At 29.4% G+C, this 23,990-nt stretch carries 12 protein-coding genes; 11 read left to right on the top strand and 1 reads right to left on the bottom strand.

Features of this window, described 5'->3' with window-relative positions:
- Positions 1 to 111: 111 nt before the first annotated feature.
- Together K4L35_RS00265 and K4L35_RS00260 are read left to right on the top strand one after the other, a co-directional pair.
- Positions 112 to 2,919: a hypothetical protein gene (locus K4L35_RS00265; RefSeq protein WP_221617588.1), complete on the top strand. Its 2,808-nt coding sequence runs from the start codon at positions 112 to 114 to the stop codon at positions 2,917 to 2,919.
- Positions 2,825 to 8,857 (top strand): hypothetical protein, encoded by a 6,033-nt coding sequence (locus K4L35_RS00260; protein ID WP_221617587.1) that lies wholly within the window; start codon positions 2,825 to 2,827, stop codon positions 8,855 to 8,857. Before K4L35_RS00265 ends, K4L35_RS00260 begins: the two co-directional genes overlap by 95 nt.
- Before the next feature lie 31 nt (positions 8,858 to 8,888).
- Here K4L35_RS00260 and K4L35_RS00255 read toward each other — a convergent pair whose 3' ends face one another.
- Entirely contained in the window at positions 8,889 to 15,710 is a 6,822-nt protein-coding gene (locus K4L35_RS00255) for a hypothetical protein (protein WP_221617586.1), read from the bottom strand.
- Positions 15,711 to 16,028: 318 nt separating this feature from the next.
- Between K4L35_RS00255 and K4L35_RS00250 the strand changes: the two genes are divergently transcribed.
- The 9 genes from K4L35_RS00250 to K4L35_RS00210 all read left to right on the top strand — a co-directional run bounded on the left by K4L35_RS00250 (position 16,029) and on the right by K4L35_RS00210 (position 23,989).
- Complete coding sequence (locus K4L35_RS00250; RefSeq protein ID WP_221617585.1) at positions 16,029 to 17,615, top strand: hypothetical protein; 1,587 nt, start codon at positions 16,029 to 16,031, stop codon at positions 17,613 to 17,615.
- A 166-nt stretch (positions 17,616 to 17,781) separates the two neighbouring features.
- On the top strand, positions 17,782 to 18,204 hold the full coding sequence (locus tag K4L35_RS00245; RefSeq protein WP_221617584.1) for a hypothetical protein: 423 nt from the start codon (positions 17,782 to 17,784) through the stop codon (positions 18,202 to 18,204).
- 63 nt (positions 18,205 to 18,267) lie between these two features.
- Positions 18,268 to 19,185 (top strand): hypothetical protein, encoded by a 918-nt coding sequence (locus K4L35_RS00240; protein WP_221617583.1) that lies wholly within the window; start codon positions 18,268 to 18,270, stop codon positions 19,183 to 19,185.
- Positions 19,186 to 19,197: 12 nt separating this feature from the next.
- Positions 19,198 to 19,641, top strand: a complete 444-nt coding sequence (locus K4L35_RS00235; RefSeq protein ID WP_221617582.1) for a transcription antitermination protein NusB — start codon at positions 19,198 to 19,200, stop codon at positions 19,639 to 19,641.
- Positions 19,625 to 20,068 carry a hypothetical protein gene (locus K4L35_RS00230; protein WP_221617581.1) on the top strand — a complete coding sequence of 148 codons (444 nt, stop codon included), beginning with the start codon at positions 19,625 to 19,627 and terminating at the stop codon, positions 20,066 to 20,068. Before K4L35_RS00235 ends, K4L35_RS00230 begins: the two co-directional genes overlap by 17 nt.
- A complete protein-coding gene (locus K4L35_RS00225; RefSeq protein WP_221617580.1) occupies positions 20,068 to 21,231 on the top strand; it encodes an aminotransferase class V-fold PLP-dependent enzyme in 1,164 nt (387 codons plus the stop codon). The genes K4L35_RS00230 and K4L35_RS00225 overlap by 1 nt, the downstream gene beginning before the upstream one ends.
- Positions 21,221 to 21,646 (top strand): iron-sulfur cluster assembly scaffold protein, encoded by a 426-nt coding sequence (locus K4L35_RS00220; protein WP_221617579.1) that lies wholly within the window; start codon positions 21,221 to 21,223, stop codon positions 21,644 to 21,646. The genes K4L35_RS00225 and K4L35_RS00220 overlap by 11 nt, the downstream gene beginning before the upstream one ends.
- A complete protein-coding gene (locus tag K4L35_RS00215) occupies positions 21,636 to 22,892 on the top strand; it encodes a hypothetical protein (RefSeq protein WP_221617578.1) in 1,257 nt (418 codons plus the stop codon). Before K4L35_RS00220 ends, K4L35_RS00215 begins: the two co-directional genes overlap by 11 nt.
- Positions 22,892 to 23,989: a nicotinate-nucleotide adenylyltransferase gene (locus K4L35_RS00210; RefSeq protein ID WP_221617577.1), complete on the top strand. Its 1,098-nt coding sequence runs from the start codon at positions 22,892 to 22,894 to the stop codon at positions 23,987 to 23,989. The genes K4L35_RS00215 and K4L35_RS00210 overlap by 1 nt, the downstream gene beginning before the upstream one ends.
- Position 23,990: the final 1 nt, after the last annotated feature.

Here is a 23,990-nt window from a genome sequence, read left to right as displayed (position 1 = left end):
TACTTTTTTATGAATCTTAAAACCATTGTTGTCGTCATATTTTTAATCGCAAAAATTAAATAAATATAATTTATTTATAAGAAAAATTTTTAATCACAAACGAGGAGAAATATGAAACGAAAACTCATAATTGGTGCTGCAGTAATAGCTCCTGTTGCATTTATTTTTGCGTCTGGTATAGCCAACAAAGAAAGTATTGAGTGAAAAAATGCCAAAGAAAAAACTGATATTGTAATTAATCCTAGTGGAAGAAATTTACAAATTCATTTAAACAAAACGGATAATTCACAAAAAGATAATACATTAATAACGCCTTATAGCTTTAAGGCGATAAATGAACAAACAGGGAACTCTGCTGCCAATGACAAAATCGTTGACAATCACTTAAAAATAGAATTACTGCCTGATGGTGGTGATTTAACTACTGAATTTCAATCTTGAAAAATTACATATAGTGATAAATCATTATCAAATGATGGTAACGATTTTATAAAACAAGATAGCATCAAGTTTGGAATCTTTTTATCTGATGATCTCGAAATTGATCAAAGGGGATCTGGTAAAGCTTTAATGATTTCACATAAGGCGAGAGAAAACAATTCAATTACATCACAAGAAAGTTTAGGCGTTCTTTTCAATGCTATTACAGGTCAAAATGATGATGGAACTGAAAGAGATTGAGATAAAACTTTTGAATCAACATCATCAAATATTTCTGTTAAGGGTGTTAAGTTTTATCCTGAAATCAGATTAAGCCCTACAACAAATTACAATAGCATAAAAAGATTTCAAGATGATTACATTGAAAAAATCTCAGAATTCGCTTCTGCCGAAAGATTCAAAGGTGGAACAGAAGGAATTAAACATAAAATAGCTAAAAACATTGGTTCATACATTGTTTTTAACATCGAAAAAGAAGCCAAATCGTCTGATGGTGCACCTGTGCTAAGTGAATTTGTGATCCAGTTTAAAACCCGTAAGAACAAAACTAATTCGCCTTCAAAACTTTGACTTAAAGATTATGAAAATCCTGCACTTTCAAATGAAGTAATTAGATATTCGCAAAATAATCTTTACAAATCAGGTTTATCATTTGTTGGTATAGCTTCAACCTCAAACAACCGTTTAGTTAAAATTGAAGGTTTACAACGTAATTTAGATATAGTTCCTCAGGACCCGATCGAAAGAAGATTGCAAGAAAATACTAAAGCTGTAAATAACTACAATATAGTCATTAAGAAAAACATCATCGAAGATAATGAGTTTCAAGATAATACTAACGGTTTATACAATGAAGTTCCAAAACTTAACTTTAAAATTCGTGAAAATTTAAGTGCCGATGAAAGAAAAAAGGTCGGTGAAGAAGCAGGAGTTATATCAATTACGGGAGACAGTCAAATTAATGCTTCTGAATTTAATGAATCAACATTAGTAGACGAAGAATTAATTACTTCAAAAAACAAGAAACAATACATAACAAACCATGTTGTTTCAGTTAGTGGAGATCTTTTAAGCAGTGGTAAAGAACTTGAAATTCTCAAATCATTTGCAGAGCCTGGAAAATTCTCACCACTTTGAAGTATTGGTGAAATTAATTCATATCACTATAGCGATGAAGAAAGAATTCTTTACTTTGAGGTTACATTAAGAAAAAAAGATGCTCAAAAGAAAAACTATTATGACTATTGATTTAGAGAACCTTCAGACCCTAAAAGAGATCTTTTTACTTACAAAAACTTATTAAGTAAACAATGAAATGAAAATAAAAATTACAGCACTAAAAGTATTAATGATTTTGATTCTCTTATACTCAAACAACTTGTCAAAAATGATCCTGATTACGAAAACAATCAAACAAAAATTAATAACGTCCCTTTTAGAACTAATTTAATCTCTTCATTCTCACCAAATCTAACTAAAATTAAAAAAATATATGATGGGATTAAAAATAACCTACAGTATGTAGATCTTCCAGACAATTCATCAAAAGCAGATGATGAATATAAATCATATTTATTTGAAAAGTTATTTAATAATATGATCAGAAACACTGATGCATCATTTTCAGAGGCTTTAGTAACCAATATGCAAGATGTTGTTTCTGGTTCAATATACAGATATCTTGAAGCAATGTTTATGTTTTCAGAATGATCTAGCTTGTTTAATATCGATCAAAAACTTTTTAACGATTTCATTAATAAGCCAGATAAAAATTCAATCGAACTTCAAGAAATAAAAGCAAAGATAAAAGGTAACCTAGATAACTTTGAGACATTTTTAAAAACAAATGATAAAGCCTTTGATTTAAAAAGCGCAAATAAAAGTTCTAGCCAAGCATCTACTTCTAGCCCTGTAAATAAGCTAGAAACAGCAATAGATAAATTAAGCAAACTAAAAATTTGATTAGAAAAAGCCATTGCAGACGAGGCAGATTTCACCTTATTCAGTGATATATCTAGACTTGCAACCACTGATACTTCAGATAGAAAATTAATCAAAAGCTTTAACATTTATAACATAGGAACATCAATTACTATTGAATCTAAGGATCAAGCATTAAAAAGACCTATAGAAAATCAAAAAGTTGCTCACCTTTTAGGTATATCATCAAATTCAAGTGATGATACAAACCCAATAACAAACACCGAACTTAAAAATCTTTGAAATGCAACCGTTAAAGATTATCTAAAACATATTTACAATTTCTTCTTTGTTCAAGGTGTTGATAATGGTATTTCTGAACTTTATTCAATGGACAATCTTTCTTATCAAAGTAGTAACGCAACCACAAATCCAAAGCTAATCAGTTATTCAACTTCAACAATTGAAAAAAAATGGATTCTTTGGTCAATTAGAATCACTACTTCAAAAATTGAAAGCTGAAAACTCGGCAACTTTAACAGATGGCGAAAATGCTAATTCAAATGAAATAACCGATTCTAAAGTTACAAATATGTATATTGGTGCTAAAGTTATGCAAAGAGACTGAGCAAAAAATTATAGCCTTCTCATAAGTAAAGAATATGAATGACTTGTAGATGCATTACCTTATTTATCATTGGATGTTAAAACTGCTGTCAAAAAAGCTATTAATGATGTTGATATTCAAAATCCACCTGATAGCGAAGAAAAAAGAATTCAAAACGCGCAAAAGAAAGGCTTGTTATACAAAAGTGCTGAGAAACTAAGTGGAATAGGTCCTATAAGTGGAAAAGATGCAAGCAAATATAGTAACCCTAAATATAGTGGTTCTGCAAAGAGCTTAATCAAACTTATTCATGAAGTTGAATTTAAAACTCAAAAACCAAAAAATTGATCTAAACCCAGCTCAGGAGAATTAAATATTTACAATTTATTTGATCTTTCTCCAGAAGAGTTAAAAACAGCTCTAAAAGGAACTGATAACTCTAGTTATGAAACTTCTCTTAAAGAGTTAAAAACAGAAGTGGACGATAACTTTAATAAAGCATCTAATTATTCTGACTATAAAATTAAGCTTTGAAAAACTGGAAATTTAACTGAGCAAGACATTACTGAATACGCAAACAAAATAAACCAAATTAGCTCTAAACTATTGGACAGCTATACCAGGTTAAACGGATCTACTGTCTCGATTGATTATCAGGATAAAAATAGTGTTTTGGTTTCCGATGTTGTAAAACAGTTTAATTCGTCTAATCAACAAGAAAAAACGCAGATTGAATCTAAGATTATTAAATCGTTTACCAATGAATCAGAAATTTTAAGTTCTAAAAATAATGATGGTTGAATAATCTTGAATTCAACACCTTCAGAGAATAGTTGATCGATTGAAATCACTAGCTTAAATGAAGTGGCAAACGAAAACAATTCACTTGAAGTGGGTTACAAGGTTTATAGACCTTTCAAATCTGAAGACAAGCAAACAACATTGGCTAATTTTTCCGAGTTTAAAACTAAAATTTCAGGATTCAAAAAACCAAGCATTGCACAAGACCTTGAAGTTCTTAAACCATCCCTTTCTTATTCAAATTCAAACCAAATTCTTGTACAAAAACAAAGATTAGAAGATGAAAAATATATTTTCAGTTTTAGTTCAGACAATAAAACTTACACTGTTTCAAAAGAATTAGATTCTCAAGGTGGATTTGCAAATTGAAAAATTAATGAACTTAACGCTAAAATCCAAAATATTGTAACAACAGATCTCGAATCGCCTGATGTTAGAGATATTACAGGCGAAACAAAAGTGTCCTTCAGGATTGTTTCAAAAGAAGATCCTTTAGTTTTTAAAGACTATAAAGTTAGTGTAAATGGTTTTAAAACAGAATTGCAACGACTTTATGACTTAAAAACAGACTCAAATCTAGAATCTTCTTTTGATAACGAAACCCTAGTAAGTTTAAAACAAAAAACGATCGATAAAGTAACGACCCAAGAGCTTGCAGATTATTTAAACGGTATATACCAAAACTCTGAAGCAAAGGTAATTCACGATGATCTACAGGTGCAAAAAGATTTTCAAAACAACTCTATAACACTTAAATACAGATTAAATTCCACCAGAAATGGAATGACTACAATAAAAACAGAAGAAGATCCAGATAAGCTTTTTGTTAAAGTTTTAAATGGATTTAAGTCAGAATCACAAAGACTTAATGAACTTGTTGCAAATATAACAGTAAACTACAGATATAAAAGTAAAATGCCTTCTGAGACTGTGTTTACACCTGAAGCAAACAATGATAATCCAGACCTAATCATCACGATCAATGATGAAATGGCAAAATATAAAGACGGTTCATGAGTGTTTGAAACCCAACAAGCCAAAATATCAAACCTTAAAATTGAAAATAAAAACGATGAGTTTGGTAGTGTTAATGTCGTTATAGAGAATTTGATTTCAACCAAACCAGAATTTACTTCTGAGTCAACCAATCAACCACAAACATCAACGCTTCAAGATTTTAAAACTGAGAAAAAACGTTTAGATGAAATTCTAAATAATACTCTCATAAACTCAAGCAATATTGACAACGACACAAAAGAAACTAACTACGCTTCTGACTTAACTAAAGATAAACTGGTTAACCTTCTAAACCCACTATTCCAAAACCAACAAGCAGAAGTTATTATTGAAAACGACTTATCTTCTAATAAAGATCAAGGAACTGTTAATTTTGCTATTAAATTAAAATCTAAAAGAGATGGCTTAACTAATGTAAAGAGCGATAATAAGTCGATTGAATTAGAAGGTTTTAAAAAACCCGAAAAAACAGTAGAAGAACAGCCTGTTTCATTTGACAATATTAGTGTTGCAGTTTCATGAATAGCAGAACAAGAGCAAAACTCTATTGTTTCTTCAAACGAAACTGCTCAAAATCCTCAAAGTTATTCTTTTATAGTTGATGATACAAAATTAATCGAGGATGTTTTGGTTGCAGGTTTTAACGAAATAAATGGTAATGTTCTTTTGGAATATACAATCAAAGATAAAAGAACTGGTCAAAAAAGTCAGAAATTGTATAAATCTTTTAGTGGTTTCATGACAGAATTACAAAGAATGGAAATGTTCCATACTGGGTTCGCGAACTCATTAGATCTCGGAATCAGTAAAGCAAAAACGCAAGTATTACCTTCAGAGATAAATGTAGAAAATATTAGCAGTTCAATTATTAATGATGCAACAAACAAAGTTTTGTTTGCTAATGCATTATCGCTTAAACCTAATGATTTATTAGGAAATGCAAACCTAACTTACACTCTTCAAACAGCCAAAATAAATTCAGAGCTTTACAAAATAACAGCACAAAACGAAAATGCAAAAGCAATTTTTGCTGAACCTTCATCATATGATGTAAGTTCGGAAAGAACGATTACTTTAAATAATTTTGATAACCAAAAAGATCGTGTTATTAAGAAGATTAATCAAGAAAATACAGAGCAAGAAATTATCAACTATTTATCTAATGATGAAAAACAACTTCTTGTATCCAAACTTGATAATTATGAGTCTGAATATAAAAAAGATCCTGAAAACAAATATCAAGAAACTCTTGGTAAATATCAAGAAATAGAAAACGAAATGAATTTATCAGGAGAAGCTTTAAATAACCTTAAAAAACAAGCCTATCTTGCAATAAATAAGACTAATTACCCATATTTAAACGATGATCAAATTAAGTACATCAAAAAACAAATGATAGATTCAGTGTTGAGAAAAGAAGACTTCTCTTCCGATCTAAAAACTAAGTCAGTAAACGAAGTAAATGACTACTCAAAAGCTTTAAATGCACAAATGAAGTCATTGAACAAAAAAACAAACAAAGATGTCGATTCACATTCAAATTATCATGAAATATCTGAAGATTTAAACAAATTAAGCGATAAAGACGCAGAATTAATTAATTCCTATAAAACATTGATTGATCTCTCGAATGATTTATTAAAAAATAACTTTAGTTCAACAAATAACGATGTCGTATTATTACTAGACTTTGAAAACAATCCAGGAAACTCTAACTGAAACCTAATTCAAGTTAATAAACTTAATGACGAAGTCGATAAAAAAGTTAAAGAAATATACAAAAACCTAGTCTCTAGTCTTTCAAACCTAAATACACAAGAAATAGAGAACTTTAAGAACTTAATTGATCAGCTTGAACTTGGTGATAATTTATTCACACAGTCAAGAGAGGTTTACAATAAAGCACTAGAAATTAATCAAACAAAACAAGAAGCGATTGATCAAATTAAACAATTAAGATATGTTTCGTCTAAAAAAAGCGAATCTTATGTAAAAAGAATTAAAGAAGTCGCTTTTGTCGAAGGCGAAAAAGAGCTAGAAAACAAAGAAAAATTAGTTTCAATTGTAAAACAAGCAAGGAAAGACGATTTAGCCCAAGGGATTGACAATTTAGCCAAAAATATCGAGTCAATTCCTTTTGATCAAATAAATGACAACTTAAGAACTACTTCTAAACTATATCTAGAAGAACTTAAAAATTACAAAAAAGAAATTGCTAACAAATACAATAGCGAACCAGAACTTCTTGAAAATCATAGTAAAGTTTTAGGATCATTTGACTTATTCATAGAATTAAAAGACAAATATCAAAAATATCTATTATCTGATGTTAACTCAAAACAATACTTACAAGTTAAACAAACACTTTCAGAAGCAATTAAAGACTTGTCTGATTATAATAAAGATCTTAAGAGCGCGTCGAACAAAGAAATGTCTCTTAAAGAAACTTCTGATGTTATGACACAATTAATGGATAAATACAAAGCAAAATCATTTGCTGAAATTCAATTAGTTGATAGTCTTTTAAACATTCTGAAACCAAGCTACACAAAAGAACAATTTGTCGAAGCTTTTGAAAGCGCAAAAACATTGTTAAACTCTTATCAAGAAAACAACAACGATCAAATCATTAATTACATCAAGTCAGATGATTCGATGTACTTCGAAATTGCTAAAAAACATATTAATCACCAGCCAATTTCAGAGTCTGACGTTGTAAGAGCAGATGTAATAAAAAATGTAAACTTTTATAAGTCAAACGTTTTCAAATCGGCTCTAGTTTCGTTACTACCAAGCAGAAAAAGTTCAAAATACAAAGATATTGAGCAAATGTTTAGAGATGTTTGAGCTATGGACTTTTTATCAACTAATGACAAATATTTAGTAAACCTCGATATACTTGAGTTCAAAAACTACAAATTATCTGATCGTTTTAAAGCGAGAGCCAGAATGTTTAATGAACTTAAAGCTAACATTTATCAAAGAATTGCAAAAATGAAAAACCTAAACTCAAATCAAAAGAATATGTTGCTTGAAGAATTGAAAAACGAAGATTTTATAAGCAAAGACCCTTCACTTCAAGAACAAATAATGAGAGAAAATATCGAAAAAGCTCAATCGCTTGGAAAGGCGATGGAAGATCTTCAAAGATTCCTAGATGACTACAAATCAATCGATGAGCAAGAAAATATACATCTTAAAAACGCAAAAAGGGCTCTTGAATTTGACAAAAGTTCATCACCAATTTTAAACATAAATGATATTAGCGACTTAAAAGTAAAAATCTTTGAGCAAGAAAAAGAAAATGTTTTAAAAAGATTTAAAAATTTAGAAGATCTAAAAGAACTTCAAAAACAACAACTAAGTCATGACATCAATAATGCTAACTCGTTATCAGAGTTACAAAAAGCGTACGAAAATGCACAAACTGCTAATAATCAAAACTTGACATTGAAACAATCTTTAGATGCTTACGTATTAAATGATCCAAACATTACCAAAACAGAAATTCTTAAAAAAATAAATAATGATTCAGATCTTTTATCGAAATACAAAAATCTAATTGATGCCCTCGATAATAAACAAGAACTGCAAGAATCTTATGATCTTTTAAAAAGTCTTGATATAAATTCTCAAAACTATAGTAAGGTAAAACAAAAGGTATCTCAATTAGTTCAAAGAAATTCTGAATACAAGGGTAATACTTCGCTTCAAAATCAAATAGAAGAACTTAATAAAGATGCAACATCGACATTGATGTTATTAGAAGTTTTTGAAAATAATGAAGCTGAAAAACTTAATGAATTAACCAAAAATACCATGGATAAACAACTTTCACAAATAGTTGAAAAAGTTTTAAATAATAAAACAATAACGCAAAAAGAAATAAATGAGTTAAATCAACCTAATGTTATTAAAACAGCACTTGCTAAATTCTACGTTCCTGAAGTAGATAAAAACAAACAAAACCAAAAAACAGGATTTAGTATTTGATGATGAATTTCAATTGCACTGGCTACTTTAGGAATTGCGGTAATAATGCCACTAATCATTAAAAAATTTAAGAAGTAATTTAAAAAATCATGCAATTGCATGATTTTTCTTATTTACGTTTCTTGAAGCGTCAAGCAAATAGACCTGCTACACCTAGTGTAACGATGGCTCCTGCTATTCATCATCAGATGTATAGTTTCTCTTCAGGTTTTCCTGATTCATTTGAATCTTTAGGTTTAATTTCTTGGTCGCCTGCTTCTTCTTTTTCAAGAATATCTCTAACTTTTGCTCTTAGAGCATCGATTTGATCTTTGATTGGTTTAGCGTAATCAGAATCTAAGTAATTGTTTGCATAAGCAACTTTTAGATCTTGTTTAATTGAGTCGTAATCTTCTTGCTCTATATTTGCACTTGTGAACTTATCTAATGCTTTTTCAATCTCTAATTTTGCATCTAGTGCTGCAAATAGGTTAGTTACGTCAACATAAGACTCAGGGTCTTGGTTTGTTATTTCATCAATTTCAGATCTTATTTCTTGATTTTGGTTATTTAAGTAATCTTGAACTAGTTGATTTACTTTTTGTCTATTTTGAGAAGTTTGAATTGCTTTTTTATCCACTTGAGCTAATGAAGCTCCATTTTTATATTCTTCCATTAGCTTATCAATAAAGTTTTGACTAATATTTGGAACTGTTTGCAGTGCTTTTTTGATGTCTTCTTTAAGTTCTTCAATTAAAGCATCCATTTCTTTTGCATCTACGTTATTGTTTAGTAAATCAACTTCTTTAGAATTTACAAGTTCATTGATTCTGTCAAGTGCGTATGACCCTTGCAGACCTTGTGCTTGTTTTGCTGCTTTTACTAATTCAGACATTTTATCGTCTAATTTTTTTGCTTCTTCAATAATTGATTCGTAAACCTCAACATCTTTTGTTAAAGGATCCATTTTTAGTAAGTTAGTATCGATAATAGCAAGTTTGAATCCTTGTTTTTGTGATGGGTTTAAGTCTTGCATTTCATCAATTTGACGATAAATATCACCTTTAGCTGCATCTAATAGAACGGCCTTGGCTTTGTATTTGTCAGAATCGTGATAGTTTTTAAACTCTAATAAATCTAAGTTAATTGCATATTTTTCTTCTTTAGATAAGAATTCTAAAGCTCAAACATCTCTGAATAACTGTTCGATATCTTTATATGGTTTTGAAGCCTTGTCAGGTAATAGACTTTCAATTGCCGATTTTAGAACTGGTGATTGGTAGTACTTTGCAGCCTTAATAACATTAACTCTTTCAAGATCACTTGCGTTAACTTCAGATAAATTAACTTTTTTCTTAGCTAAATCATAGAACATGGACATATCTGTACCAATGTAATCAATAACTTCGTTATTTTTATCTATTCCTTGCTCATTCAAGGCGTTTTTATCTGTTTTAAAGGCGTTTTCGAAGTTTTCTTTTGTGAAACTTGGTTTTTTAATGTTTAGAACATTGTCAACTAAGTCAACTTCAGTTTTAGCTCTTATTACTTCTTGTTTTAGCTCATCTAAAATTGCTTTTTTATTAGCTTCAAGTTTTGGATCATTAAACGTTTTGTTGTTTAATGTTTCGATTAATTGTTCAGTTTTCTTGATTTCTTCAAGTAATTTTTGGCGTTTTGTTAAGTAATCACTTTCGTTTCTTACGTCTGTATTAATGTAAGAATTGTATTTTTCTTTTAGATTGTTAATTACTTTTAGAGCTTCAATAGCATCTTTTTGTTCTTGTAAATCAGAATTCACTTCTTGTGAATCATCTTGTCTTGGAAGTTCACCTTCAAGCTCTGAAACATTTTGTTTTGCTGATTGTTTTTGTGCACTTTGAGTATGATCAGGGTTGGATTCAGGAACCTTGTTAGGGTTTTCGTCATTTAGACGATTATCAATGTAGTTTTGAATACCTTGATCTAGATCAGCCTTTTTAGCGTCTTTGACAATTTCAACTGCTTTAGTTTTATTAGCTTCATCCTGTTCAGGATCACTAAAATCAAGTTCTTTGATTTTGTCAACAAAGTCTTGAACATCGTCTTTATCTTCAACTGGTTCTTTGCTTAAGTATTTAGCATCAAGAATTTTATTGATTGCATTTTGTTTCATTTTTTCGATTTCTTTTGCACGATCTAAAACTTTATTTGCTTCTTCAACTAAATTTTTAGATTCTTGATTTTCATCGACAGAGTTATTGATTTGATCTATTTGAGATTTTAGAGCTGTTTTTTCTTTTTCATTTAAATTTTCAAAAGCATCAATTGCGTCTTTGTAAACTTGTTTTAAGTTTGCATCAATTGCGTCTTTTAATTTGTTTACAGCTTCAGAAGGTCAGTTAGCGTTTTCAGGTAAATCTACACCTTCTAAAACTTCTCCCAATAAAGTTACTTTATTTGCGTCTTTTTGAGTTCTATCTAAGTCTTGAGTCGAAGGATCAATATTGTTGATTAAATCATTTGATAAATCAACTAGTTTGTTGTATTTATCAATATCTTCACCTAGTTTTACAAGCGCTTTTTCGCGATCGCTTCTTTGCTCTTCATCTTTAGCTTTTGCTGCCATAATATCAGAAGAATATTGTTCAATAATTCCGTTTTTAGCTTTGTTATAGTCAGATTCTTCATTTGTTTTATATACTCTTTGTTTTAAGGCTGACATATCTTCATTTAAAGTTGTAGCTTTTTGAACTTTAGATTCTGTTGAATCCTCTTCAGAAACTGTGAAAGAAGTCATGTAATCAGGATCTTTGTATGAATCTTTAATTTGTTGTTTTGCAAAATCTTTTTGCGAATCATTTAAGTGAAGCATTTCTGAAATTTGGTCATGCGCTTCTTTTTTAGTCTGATTTCATTCTTTTGATTTTGAAACATATGATTCTATATCTTTAATTGCTCGATCATGGTTTTCTTTATTAAATTCTGTTGGTTTTCCATATAAACCAACAACCAATTGAGCGTTGTTAATCAGTTCTAATTTTTCATTTGCATTTAAAAATTCTTTATCGTTTATCATTTGCACAGCTTCTTGAAGCTTTGTTTTGAAACCTGAAATAACAATTTCTTTATTCGCCTTTACTGCAAATTCTTCATCACTCGGTCTAGTGAATAGTTCATTTACTTTTTGCATATCTCTCTGAGGTACAGACGAATTTACTTTGTACAATTCATCAGAAGATTTTGAAGTTATTATTGAAGCTGAAACTTTTACCTTACCTAAAACATCGTCTTGTTCGCTTATTGTTGGTGAGTTTAAATCGTATAAAACTTTATTATCAGGATTAGAAATAACAGTATTTTTAATTTGTTGATCTTCTAAAGAACTTGCCTTAACTTCGCTTTTTTGGACTGACTCGTTATAATAGTCGACTGTTGTTAAATCATTTCTATTTTCATCAAAAGTCATTTTATCTTTAAGGATATTAACTCTTTCTTGCTCGGTAAAGAAATTATCTACTGTTTTATAGTATTTTTTAGAAACTGTTGATGTTCCATTAACTGTTTTCGTTACATCAAATTGAAGTAATGTTTTTCCTGAAATATCATCGTACCCGACAACAGAAACATTTGTTATTGAGTAAATATCTTTTGGTTGTGAAAGCTGAACTGAATAATTAGAGAAGGTCTGTGCTGCTTGACTTGATGCTTGAATAGGATTTATTAAATCTTTTGTATTTGATACTATTCAAGTGGCAATAAAGTCTTGATCTTGAAAATCGTTGTAAGAATCATCAGATGCATCATTTAAGAAACCACTAAAATTTGCATTTTTTGTTGTTTGTGTTTTTGTACCTTCAAGTTCATCTCTAGTAGATTCTAGCTTGATTTTAGCAAGAAGAGAACCTTCATTAACATTTGGCTCTAAAGAGTCGTCAATTACAACTTTGGCTTTTGCATTTTCGAATAACGGATTTAAAAGCTCAACAATTTCTTCTTTAGTAATAGAATCTGAGCGTTTTTTATTCTTTAGTTCTTGACTAAAATCCTTTGTACTTAAATCGGTTTTGTTAAGTAATTCTTGAATTCTTTCTTGTTCTCTTTTAAATCCTGAAATTTCATTAGAATCGAAGCTTCTTTCAGCAAAAGCTCCTTCTATGGTACTGCTTAGTTCAAAACTTACAGGCATTACACCTGATATATCATTTTCTTCAGTGACTGGGTCTCATGAAATATCATTTACTTTGATTTCAACATTTGGGTTATTATTTGCTGAATCATTAAAGACATAAGCGCCTTGATGATTGTTTGCGTTTGAGTCATACGTACTTGTGTATGTTATTCCATCTTTAGTTATTGTAAATATGAGTTTGGTTTTATCACTAACGCTTGGAATATCAGTAAAATCTCCACCTTTAGGTAATAAAGCTTTCTTTTCAGATTCTAAATAATCAACAGTAGCTGTAAATTGATTCAATCTTGCTTTTTCGGTCTCTGAAGTGGCAAAACCTGTGAATGTAGTTGTAAACGTTTGAGTGGATTGAATATCGTTTAAGCCGTTTCTAGTTGAATTTAAATTGTATGAAAGAGTTATAGTGCCATTAGTCGTATTATAAGAAGATGTTGCATTCAATACAGTAGCTTGTTTAACACTGTAATTAGGATTAATTAGGTTTATAAGTTCTTCGTTTGTAACTTGATTACTTGCAGATCTATTTGATGCATTAGGGACTGTTTTTGTTGTTATATTCAGTTCTGTTCCTGCTTCGTCAAGTCTTTTTTCTTCTTTTTTAAATCCAGCTAAAGGAACTTGTGGAAAGTTTTTTGATGCTGTCGTTTCTTCAATCCCTACAATATCAAAAGATATTGTTGTTTCGCCATTTCTATCTCTTTGATCTGGATTTTGAGTCATTGCTGTAGTAAGGTTAGTTATTTTAGCATTTAGTTCTTCTATTTTTAAATAACCTGAAGGGTCCCAAACAGTTGTGTATTCAGTATTATTTCCTTCGAAGTTAGAAGTGAAAGTTAAAACATAATTTTGATCAGTTAAAGTTGAGTTAGATAATAGAATGGCATCACTTCCATTGTAAGCAGCTTTTTTAATGCTTAAGGCATCTAATTGAGGTTGAATAGATTGCGGTTGTTTGGTATACGAAATATCAAATAAGAATGTTTTTGATGCTGGGTCATAATAATATTTGTCGCCATATTCAACAGTTCAATCTTTATTATTTTGATCAGAATTAGCTTTTCAAGCGTGAGAAATATTTATTGGTGAGGGCTGATCTATTGTTCTTCAAGTTAGTTGATTATCATCTGAAACCACTTTAACATGAGTTCCTAAAGCTTTATTTATAAACTTAGCTGGTTTAGTAACTTTATACAACTTATTTACGTATTGATGTTTTTCATTAGATAATATTTTATCTTCTTGATATCCATCTATTTCAATAAAATTGGTATCATCTCCATCGATACTTAATTTATAGTTTGAAGTAGGTAGTGAATTTACAGTTTTATGCTCCTTTGAAGTGTCGACCTTTTCTCTTATTAAAATATTAAATGTATCTTCATATAACTCATTCCTGTTTAAATCCTCGTTTGACATTCCAGGATTTGATTGTTTTGCAGAAACTTGTCTTTCGGCATAGTATATATCATTAAAATTTGAAACTAAATAACCTTTATAACCTGGATATCTATAACCATCTACATATCTTGAGTAATCTACTGTGACCGCAGCACCCACAAAAGATTCTCCTGCTGTTAGGGCTTCACTTTTGTAAAATTCGATATTTGTTTCTTTATTAGTTGTGTACTTATGTGCAGTATCAATGGCATTTGTATTTTTTTCAGTTTCAAATTCAACAATCAGTTTAGTCCAGTTATTACTATCAGGCAAAGAGTTTTGAAATTCCTGTCTAGCACCAAATGTTATAAAACCACCACCATTTTTTAGAAATCTCTTTTCTAAACTTGGATTGTAATTTACATTGTTTGAATCAAAATAAGGATTTAGGTTGTACCCATAATTTAATTGAGTTAATAAAGCTGCAGAACTTTTTCCTTCATTTTCTTTTTCTTTGATAGTTTCAAAAAGTTGTGGAGTCTGCTGAATTTGAAAATTCTCAACTGTTAAAATTGGCATTCCTGGCTCATATTGTTGTCTATCAATTTTATAGTTGGATCTTGAACCTCTGTTATATTTATCGGTGTTAGTGTTTTTATTTTCGGGATTTATTATGTGATCTCTGTATTCCCCAAATCTAAAATAAAATTTTTTGTACTTATTCGCACTAACAACTTCTCGTTCTTCATAACTTTTATTAGTATACTCTGGATCTTCAAACTCGTTTTTGAAAGGAACTGTTTCAGTATATCTTACAAGATGTGAATTATCCAACTTTAAAAATCTTTCACTATATAAAGGATCGGAAAGGGCTTTGGACATATATGCATTATGCTGATTTTGGTTTTCGTCATAAATAACATATGGCTCTGTATTGATTGCAAAACCGTCTCGAAATTCAGACTTAAGTTTTATATCAGATCCTTCTACAAATTTTAAATCTTCAGAAATTCAAATAGATGAAGCAAGTAAAGCTCCGTCTACTGAAGTTCAGTATTCGCTATGTTGTTCATAATCAAAAGACTTATTAATAGTAACTCTTCATTTTTGCCGTTCATGTGATAGGTCACCTTCTAACAATTCTACCTTGACGGCTTTATTTGTTTCAAAATCTCAAACTTTATCCTTGCTCAAATTTCATGATGTTTTGTAATGTTGTAATTCTCCAAAAATCTTATGCGATCTATCAACTATTTCAACGTTTGATACAGTCTGACCATCAACCTGATATGTATTTTCTGCAGTCTTGTTAAAGGTGTTTCCATTATCTAGATTAGCCGATAATAAAGCAGAAAATGAAATGATAGGTAAAGTGGTACCTAAGATAATTTTTACTTTTTTCATAATATATTTCCTTTTAAATTACTGATTTTTCTTAGTGTAGACTTTATTATATATATATATATATATTTCTGATGCTTTTTATAATTAGTACTTCATAATTAAAAACATAATTTTTATGCACTTTTCGTGACAAAAACACTACTTTTAAAAAATATATAGTCAAGAAATAAAATTTTGATTAATTATCATCTTCAGAAATTTTAAAATTTTTAAAGTTTTTCAAGATTTCATCAAACAATTAAATTAACAACTTCTCTATCTAAAGTTTGATGTCTTTTCTTTATAATTAATAAATACTTAAAGAAAGGTATTTAAAAAATGAAAAAACTAAAATTTAAGACTTTAATGTTCACAAGTGTTGCAATTACACCTGCACTTGCAGCAATTGCAATGTCATGTAGCCAAAATCAAGAGAAAAAAATGTCTCCTGAAAAAGAAACAATACCTGTAAATGAAGAATATGTTTACAATCAAGAAGTGGCAAGTAACTTCTTATCAGCAGTTTCTGGAAACATTGGGACAAGATTCCAAGTCGCTAATATTATTCGTGGCGCTTTAGGTCTTGACCAAAACAATGAATATTCAGAAGAGTACGGAATTTTGCAATTTCTAAAGACAATGTCTCAAGCCTCACAAGAAAAAAGAGCTAAATTTGAAGAATTTAACAACCAAGTGAAAACTAAAATTGGTGAATTAGTAAATTTCGCTGGTGATAAAACGGCTTTATTGCAACAAAATAAAGCTTCAAAAGAAGATTATTTATCAGCAAGAGCAAACTTCAACCAAAAAGCAAATGAATTTTTAGCTCTTATTAATAATTTCGGGAAAGTTCTAGAGCTTGAAGATTTTGCAAACATCGAAAATAAAGATATTAGATATTATGTTGATGTTGCTTCAAAAGATAAATCAACACTGACTGGAGTTGTTAATTTAGATAGTAAATATTTAGCAAAAGTGGCACCAGAAAATCAAAATTCAGTAAATGATTTGACAAGGTTCTATGAATCAATTGCAAACCTAATTGGTCAATTTTTCTTCAAAGCAAATAACTCTGTTTTAATCGACAACCCAAACCATGTTTTATATAAATTTGCTCAGTTTTTTGCTTTAATAGCTAACCGTATGGATCTTCTACTTGCTTCTAGAGCCCATGTTGCTTCACTTGTGGAAGAAAAAAATAAAGAAAATGCAGAAGGTATAAAACAAGAGCTGCAAAAGCACACGCAAGATATTAAAACAAGATACAATAAATTTAAACAAGCGATTGATCAAATAGCAAACACAAAAACAAACCTAGAATTTATTGCGTCATACGATTCAGGTAAAAATAAACACAATTTATTTTTAGAAGCTAAAGCAGAATCTGAAAATGACCAAGAAAAGCAATCTGTAATCAACTCAATTCAAACGCTTTTAGATATTTTAAACGGTAACTTCGCACCTCTTGCACAAAACAATAATGCAAAAGCAGGTCTTTTAGACGCCATGGACAAATTAAATCATTTTGCAGCAATCGAAGCTTCTGGCTTGGATAGCACAGAAGGATTCATGAATTACTTCTCTCAAGTTTCAAGTTCATGAATGGCTGGTGTTGGGTTATTTGTAAATGCAGACGAATTTTCAAAAGCTCTAAAAGATTTTAATTCAAAAACAGCAGACATTGATTGAAGCCAAAAAGGTAAGACTGGTGTTTTAGTTATAGAACTGCAAGCTTTACTTGAAAAACAAAAAGAAGCATTTTCTTCATTTTTCGCTAAACCTGCAGAAGCAAACTTAGGATCAGCTTACATTGCAAATCACGCAGTTAGAAATTTAACTTCATATCTTCAATATGTTGCATCAAAAATTTCAGAACAATATAAAGCTCAAAACGAACTAGAAGTTTACAATCCTTTAATTAAATAAATATAAAAAAAGAAATATCACACCTGTGATATTTTTTTAGCTTTTATGTTAAAACAAAAATAAATCACCAATTAAACTGTTTCATAGATCTTTAAGTGTTTTATTGTGGATAAAATAAGGACAAAAAAGGGATAAATCGAAAGGCAGTGAGTAATAAAATAAAGATATGGAAACAAATCAAACACAACTTTTTGCAATCTATAAGACTGATGGCTTAACCTCACAAAAAATTAAAAACATTATCCCTGAATTTGCAGATGAAATTATTACTTTAGGCAGAAACAACGACTTTACATTCTTTTCTATTTGTTATGCACAAAATAGCTACAAAAAAGCAGAAAACGGATGAATGTGCTTGTTTGAAGATAATAAATTTTTGTATGTAAAAATTAAAGAAATCTTAAGAATTAAAAATGAAGTTTTTAACCATATTTTCAAAATTGAAAGAAACAATTATGACGTTTCTGAAAATAGTAGCATTATTCTCCTTGAAAATCTATTAAATTACTATCGCTCAGATTTAAGAAATGAAATTCAAACATATAACATAACAAGAAACTTATCAGCAGAAAACCAAGCTCATCTATAATGCCTAAATTTATAAAATGGTAAAATATTTAAATATATAAAAAATTTAACTTTAGGGGGTTAGATGGAAAAAGAAATAAAAATTAAAAATCAACCAAATGAGCCACAAAATCAAACTTCTTGACAAAAGGCGAGGAAATCAATAAAAATAAAAAGAGTTACAACGCTAGATATTGTTATCGCTGGTATTTTATTATCTCTTTATTTGCTTGTAGTTTACTTAAAAAACTACACAGTTTTTACTTTCTTTAAAGTGAATACAGAATTTATTTTTAATATTCTAATGGGAGCTTTTTTAGGTCCAATTTTTGGTCCAATAACGGCAGCACTGGCTGATACCTTAGGTTTAGTTGTTGCTGGCAATATTGGAAGCTGATATTGAGCTTTTGCGATTACTCCTGTTTTAATCACGTTTACGTCAAAAATATTCTTCAAGTTTTTATTTAAAAAAGACAACAAATCGCTTTATTTTATGATCGCAGCCTCTTATGCAGCTTTAATGCTCGCAACAATTGTGATCACTAAACAAATTGCAATATCGATAGAAGAAGAAAAACAAATTACTTTAGCTAGAATCTTTAACTTTAACAAAGTACCAAGATCATTCGTGTTAGTAGCTTTAATCGCTTCTTATGTTGTATTAACATCGCTGATAATACTTGTTGTTTTACCAAACAGAAACAATCAAAAAACGCAAGAATATTTTAAAATATTCTTCCTAATACTATTTTTAGTTGTTGTTTTCAACTGAATATATGGACCTTACAGATATATAAACTTTTACAACTATCGTTTAAGTCACGGTATTCTGAAAAAAGGAGCACTAAAAAACTATGGTTCTGACTATCTCTTATGAATGTCAAACTACTTAATTAAATCTTTAATTACAATACCAATTTACACTGTGATAATGGTAAGTTTACTTTACCCTATAAAACACTTCCAAAAACACTTTGATACAATAAGAATCAATGCATTTTAAAAGGAGAAAATCATGAAAAAGAAATCAAGAAGGCAAACGAGAATTGAAGTTATTCAAGTTTTATATAGCTATCAATTAACCGATCAAACAATTGATGTTCAAGATGTTTTTGATAATTTTGAACACATTAATCAAGAACAACTTAAAACATTGGAAAAGATTGCGAAAAACCTTAAGTTTTACCAAGTTATGGTTCAAAAGTTTTTAAACAATGACTGATCATGAGAAAGAATCGACCCGATTGTTAGAGCCATCTTGATAAACGCGACTCATGAATTTCTTTCAATTGATCCTAAAATAGTTATCAATGAAGCACTCGAAATCGCAAAAAGCTTCATGACTGATGCAGAACAAGCTAAAAAGCAAATTGCATTTATTAACGCTATTCTACAAAACGTATATAAAGCACTTGTTTATCTAGAATCAAAGGATAAAGCTAATGATTCAAAAAATTAAGAAATGTTTAAAAAACAAAAGAACAATTTTCTACAAAAACGCTTTATCTACAGCATTTGATTATTTTAGAGATATAGAAGTTGCTGATTTGAGCACAAAGGAAGTTTTAACTTTTATCAAGTTATCAAAAGGTGAATGAGATATCAAAGTTCAAAAAACGCTTTATAAATTTTCAAACGAAAATAATGTTGATGTTTTAGAACCTTTTTTCTACTTTTTCACTCTTCAAACATATAAGAAGCTTAATCGTAAGAAAAACTACAGCAATAATTTCAAAAATAACCCTTACTCAATGTGAAAAAACAAAACTTCAAACATTGAAATTGACATTCTTAAGCAAAAATACTACAACGAATTCTTGGAAGCCTTAAAGGATAAAAAAGACTTCAATAAGTTCTTGATCAAATTTTTAAAGTACATTAAATAATGAAAAAGTTAAATAACGAAGACATTAGAGCACAATTCCCAGTAGCTAACAAAATTAATTATTTTGATAATGCCGCTTTGGTTTTAAAACCACAAGTTGCAATTGATGCTGTAAATAAGTTTTATACAGAAAATTCAATATCTTCAAGAACAGCTGATACACCTTTAGGTGTCGAAGTTAATCAAGTCTTAAAAAGAACAAGACAGAAAACAGGAAAGTTAATTGACGCTACAGAAAACGAAGTAATTTTCACAAGTGGTACAACAGAATCAATTAATCTTTTTGTTGCGATGTCAAGACAAATTCTAAAACCAGGTGATGAAATTTTATTAAGTTCTTATAATCATTCATCAAACCTATTACCTTGAATCGAAATTGCAAAAGAAACCCAATCAACTATTAAACTCTCAGAGACAATAGTGGATCAAATTACTTCTAAAACCAAGATAATATCTTATTCATCCGAAACTAATAATTTTTCACAAAGTTATGACATGGATGAAATTTACACAAGAGCAAAGGATGTTGGTGCAATCGTAGTTAATGATGCTGCACAAGCGATCGCACATCAAAAAGTAAGTTTAAAAAACAATGATGTTATAGTTTTTAGTACAAACAAACTTTATGGACCTACAGGACTTGGTGTTTTAGCAATTAAAGAAGAGTTACTAAGAACAATTAGACCAGTTAAGTTTGGTGGAGGATCTGTAGCAAAAATTGATACAGACATGACTTGAACACTAAAGGAAACAATTCAAGTTTATGAGCCAGGAACTCCAAATTTAGCAGGAATTTTTATGTTCGATAAATCGCTAGACTTCTTAAATGAAGTCGGATATAAAAGAACAAAAGAAATTCTTGAAAAATTATCTAACTATCTTTACGATAAATTATCACTACTAGAAAACGTTGATATCGTTACAAATAAAGGTGATTATATAACACTAATAAATATCAAAAACATAAATGCACAAGACGTTGCGACTTATCTAGGATCAAGGAATATTTACACCATTTCAGGAATTTTTTGTGCCCCTTATTTAAGAAATATAAAACCCGATCATTCGTACTTAAGAATTTCTTTAGGAATATACAACACATATGAAGAAATTGACAAGTTAGTTAACGAACTTAAAAACGGAGGAGATTTTTATGACTTTTAATGCAAACGATGCAAGAGATTTAATTATGAAACGTTATTTAAATCCTCAAAATGCTGCTTCAGAATCTGAAAAAGATCTTGATTTTAAGTTTAAACAATCTCAGACGTGTGCCGACAGCCTTTGAGCTTCTTTAAAGTGAGACGGAGATCTTCTTGTCGATGTAAAAACAAAATCAGAGGGTTGTGCGATTTTTAGATCATCAACCGACATTTTAATTGATGTTTTAAAAAATAAAACAAAACAAGAAATTTCTCAAATACTAAAAACTTACGAGGATTTTATCGAAAGGGGTGACATGACTGAAGAAGAATCAGAATTGCTTGGTCCCCTGTGAGTTTTTTATAACGTCAAAAAACATCTTAGTAGAATATCATGTTCAAAAATCTTTAGCGATTTAATCAAAAATGATTTATAAAAAAATAAACTGAATTTTCCATATTGATTTTGACTCATATTTTGCAAGTGCCATTAAATCTGTAATCCCAGAATTAAAAGATAAAGAAGTTTCAATTGCTCGCTCTGATGCAACAAATTCAATATCGGTAGCTCTTAGTCAAGAACTAAAGAAAAAGGGTGCAAAAGTCGGTATGAGAATAAATGAACTTGAAAAAATTTCAAACAAATTTCATGTCTGACAACCGAATCATGATTTCTTTAATATGCTTTCTAAAGAAATATTCGATTTTATTCATCAGACTTATAAACTTGTTTATGAAGTTTATTCTGTTGATGAAGCTTATTTTGACGCTTCAAATGCTGTTAATAACGCAAATGAAGCAATTGAACTAGCCACTCTAATTCAAAAAAATATAAAAGAAAAATTTAATATTCCTTTAACTGTTGGTATAGGACATTCTAAGTTTATTGCCAAAATGACCACTAATTTGGCAAAACCTTTTGGAATAAAATACACTTCTAATTCAGATATTAAAAAGAATTTTTATGATCTTGAAATATCTGAATTTTTTGGACTGGGTCGAGGAAGCTACGAAAAGCTTTATGCTGCAGGCATTTATAAAATCGGTGATCTTGAGCGCTGAAATGAAAGACGTAAAGAATTCAAGAAAATAGTCGGTTTTGAGTCTGAACATATTTTTAATAACCTTTACGGACCAGGTGAAATAGAAATTCAAACCGAAATAGAGGATTTTAAAAACATAGGTCACGAAATATCTTTTGAAATGTACTATTTATCAGATGTTTACGATATTAAAGAACATATCAAAGAACAACTTAAAAAGGTTTGTATTAGAGCTCAAAATAGAAATTTAGTAGGTAATACCATAAGTCTTAATCTAAGGTTATTAGAAACACTTAAATGAAAAAGATTTTCAAGAAAAATTAAATCTCACACAAATGATTTTTCTGAAATTTGAAGTCAAATTAACCAGATGTTTGATATCGTCTATGATGGTTCAGTTTTAAAAGGTGTTGGTGTTAGACTCCAAAATCTTAAAAATGCTGATTTATTAAAGAGTCAAATTAATCTTTTTGAAAATGAAACCAGACCAGAAAATGATGTGAGCAGGATAATTGATTCAATAAATTTTCAATTAAATAAAAAAAGCTTAAAAACTTTATCGCAACACTCAAAAATTAAAGATGTATCTTCTTCACAACATAGGTTTTTAGCAAAAGATATATCTGAAAGGAAGAAATAATGAAAATAGGTATCTTTGGAGGTTCATTCAACCCAATCCACAAAGGTCACGTTCAAATGATGAATGTTGCTATAAAAGAGTTAAATCTTGACAAATTAATCATTGTACCAGCTCATAAATCACCTTTTAAAGCAAAAACCGATTTAGTAAGCGACGACTTAAGAGTTTCAATGATTGAAAAAGTATTGCCAGAAAAAGCTGAAATTTCACTTTTCGAAATAAACAGAAAAGGAATCAGCTACACAATCGATACTGTTAAATACTTAAAAAATAAATACAAAAATGATGAATTATATCTAGTTATGGGATCAGACAACTTACTAAAATTAGATAAATGAAAAAATATTGAAGAGTTGTCTAAATTAGCAAAGATAACCGTCTTGAAAAGAACAAAATCAGTTAATAAAATTAATATTAAAAAATACAACGGTTTATTAATTAAAAACGATCTTTATGAAGCTTCTTCAACTAACTTCAAAAGAGGAAATTTAGATTCTGTAGAAGATTCTGTTATTGAAATCATTGGAAAGAACTTTTTATATGCCAAGGAGTTAGTTCACAATACACTTTCAGCAAAAAGAGCTAAGCATTGTTTAGCTACTGCGACATTTGCTGCCGAACTAGCAAAAAAACATGGACTTTCAGCCAAAAAAGCATATTACGCAGGATTATTTCATGATATTGCTAAGGAATGGGATCCAGAAGTTTCAATTAATTTTATTAATCACTTTGAAAACTTTGATAGAAACATTAGTAAACACGAATTGCATCAAACAGCAGGATATGTTTGATTAAAACACTACTACCAAGTTCAAGATCCCGAAATTGAACATTCGGTTTTAGTTCACACAACATTAGATGATTTTAGCAACAAAGAATTAAACTGATTGGATAAAGTAGTTTATATTTCAGACAAAATCTGTGAAGGAAGAAAATTTTCAGGTATCCAAAAATTAAGAGAGCTGGCTTTTAATGATCTTGAGGCAGGATTTAAGGCAGTAGTAACTTACGTCTATAACTTTGAAAAATACGAAAAGCAAACAAAATTTACTCCAAGACAGGAAGAAATTTACAATAAATACATAAATAAAGGATAAA

Source organism: Mycoplasma sp. Ms02, assembly GCF_019720735.1.
Lineage (GTDB): Bacteria > Bacillota_I > Bacilli_A > Mycoplasmatales > Metamycoplasmataceae > Mycoplasmopsis.
This window is presented reverse-complemented; position numbering and strand designations above follow the sequence as displayed.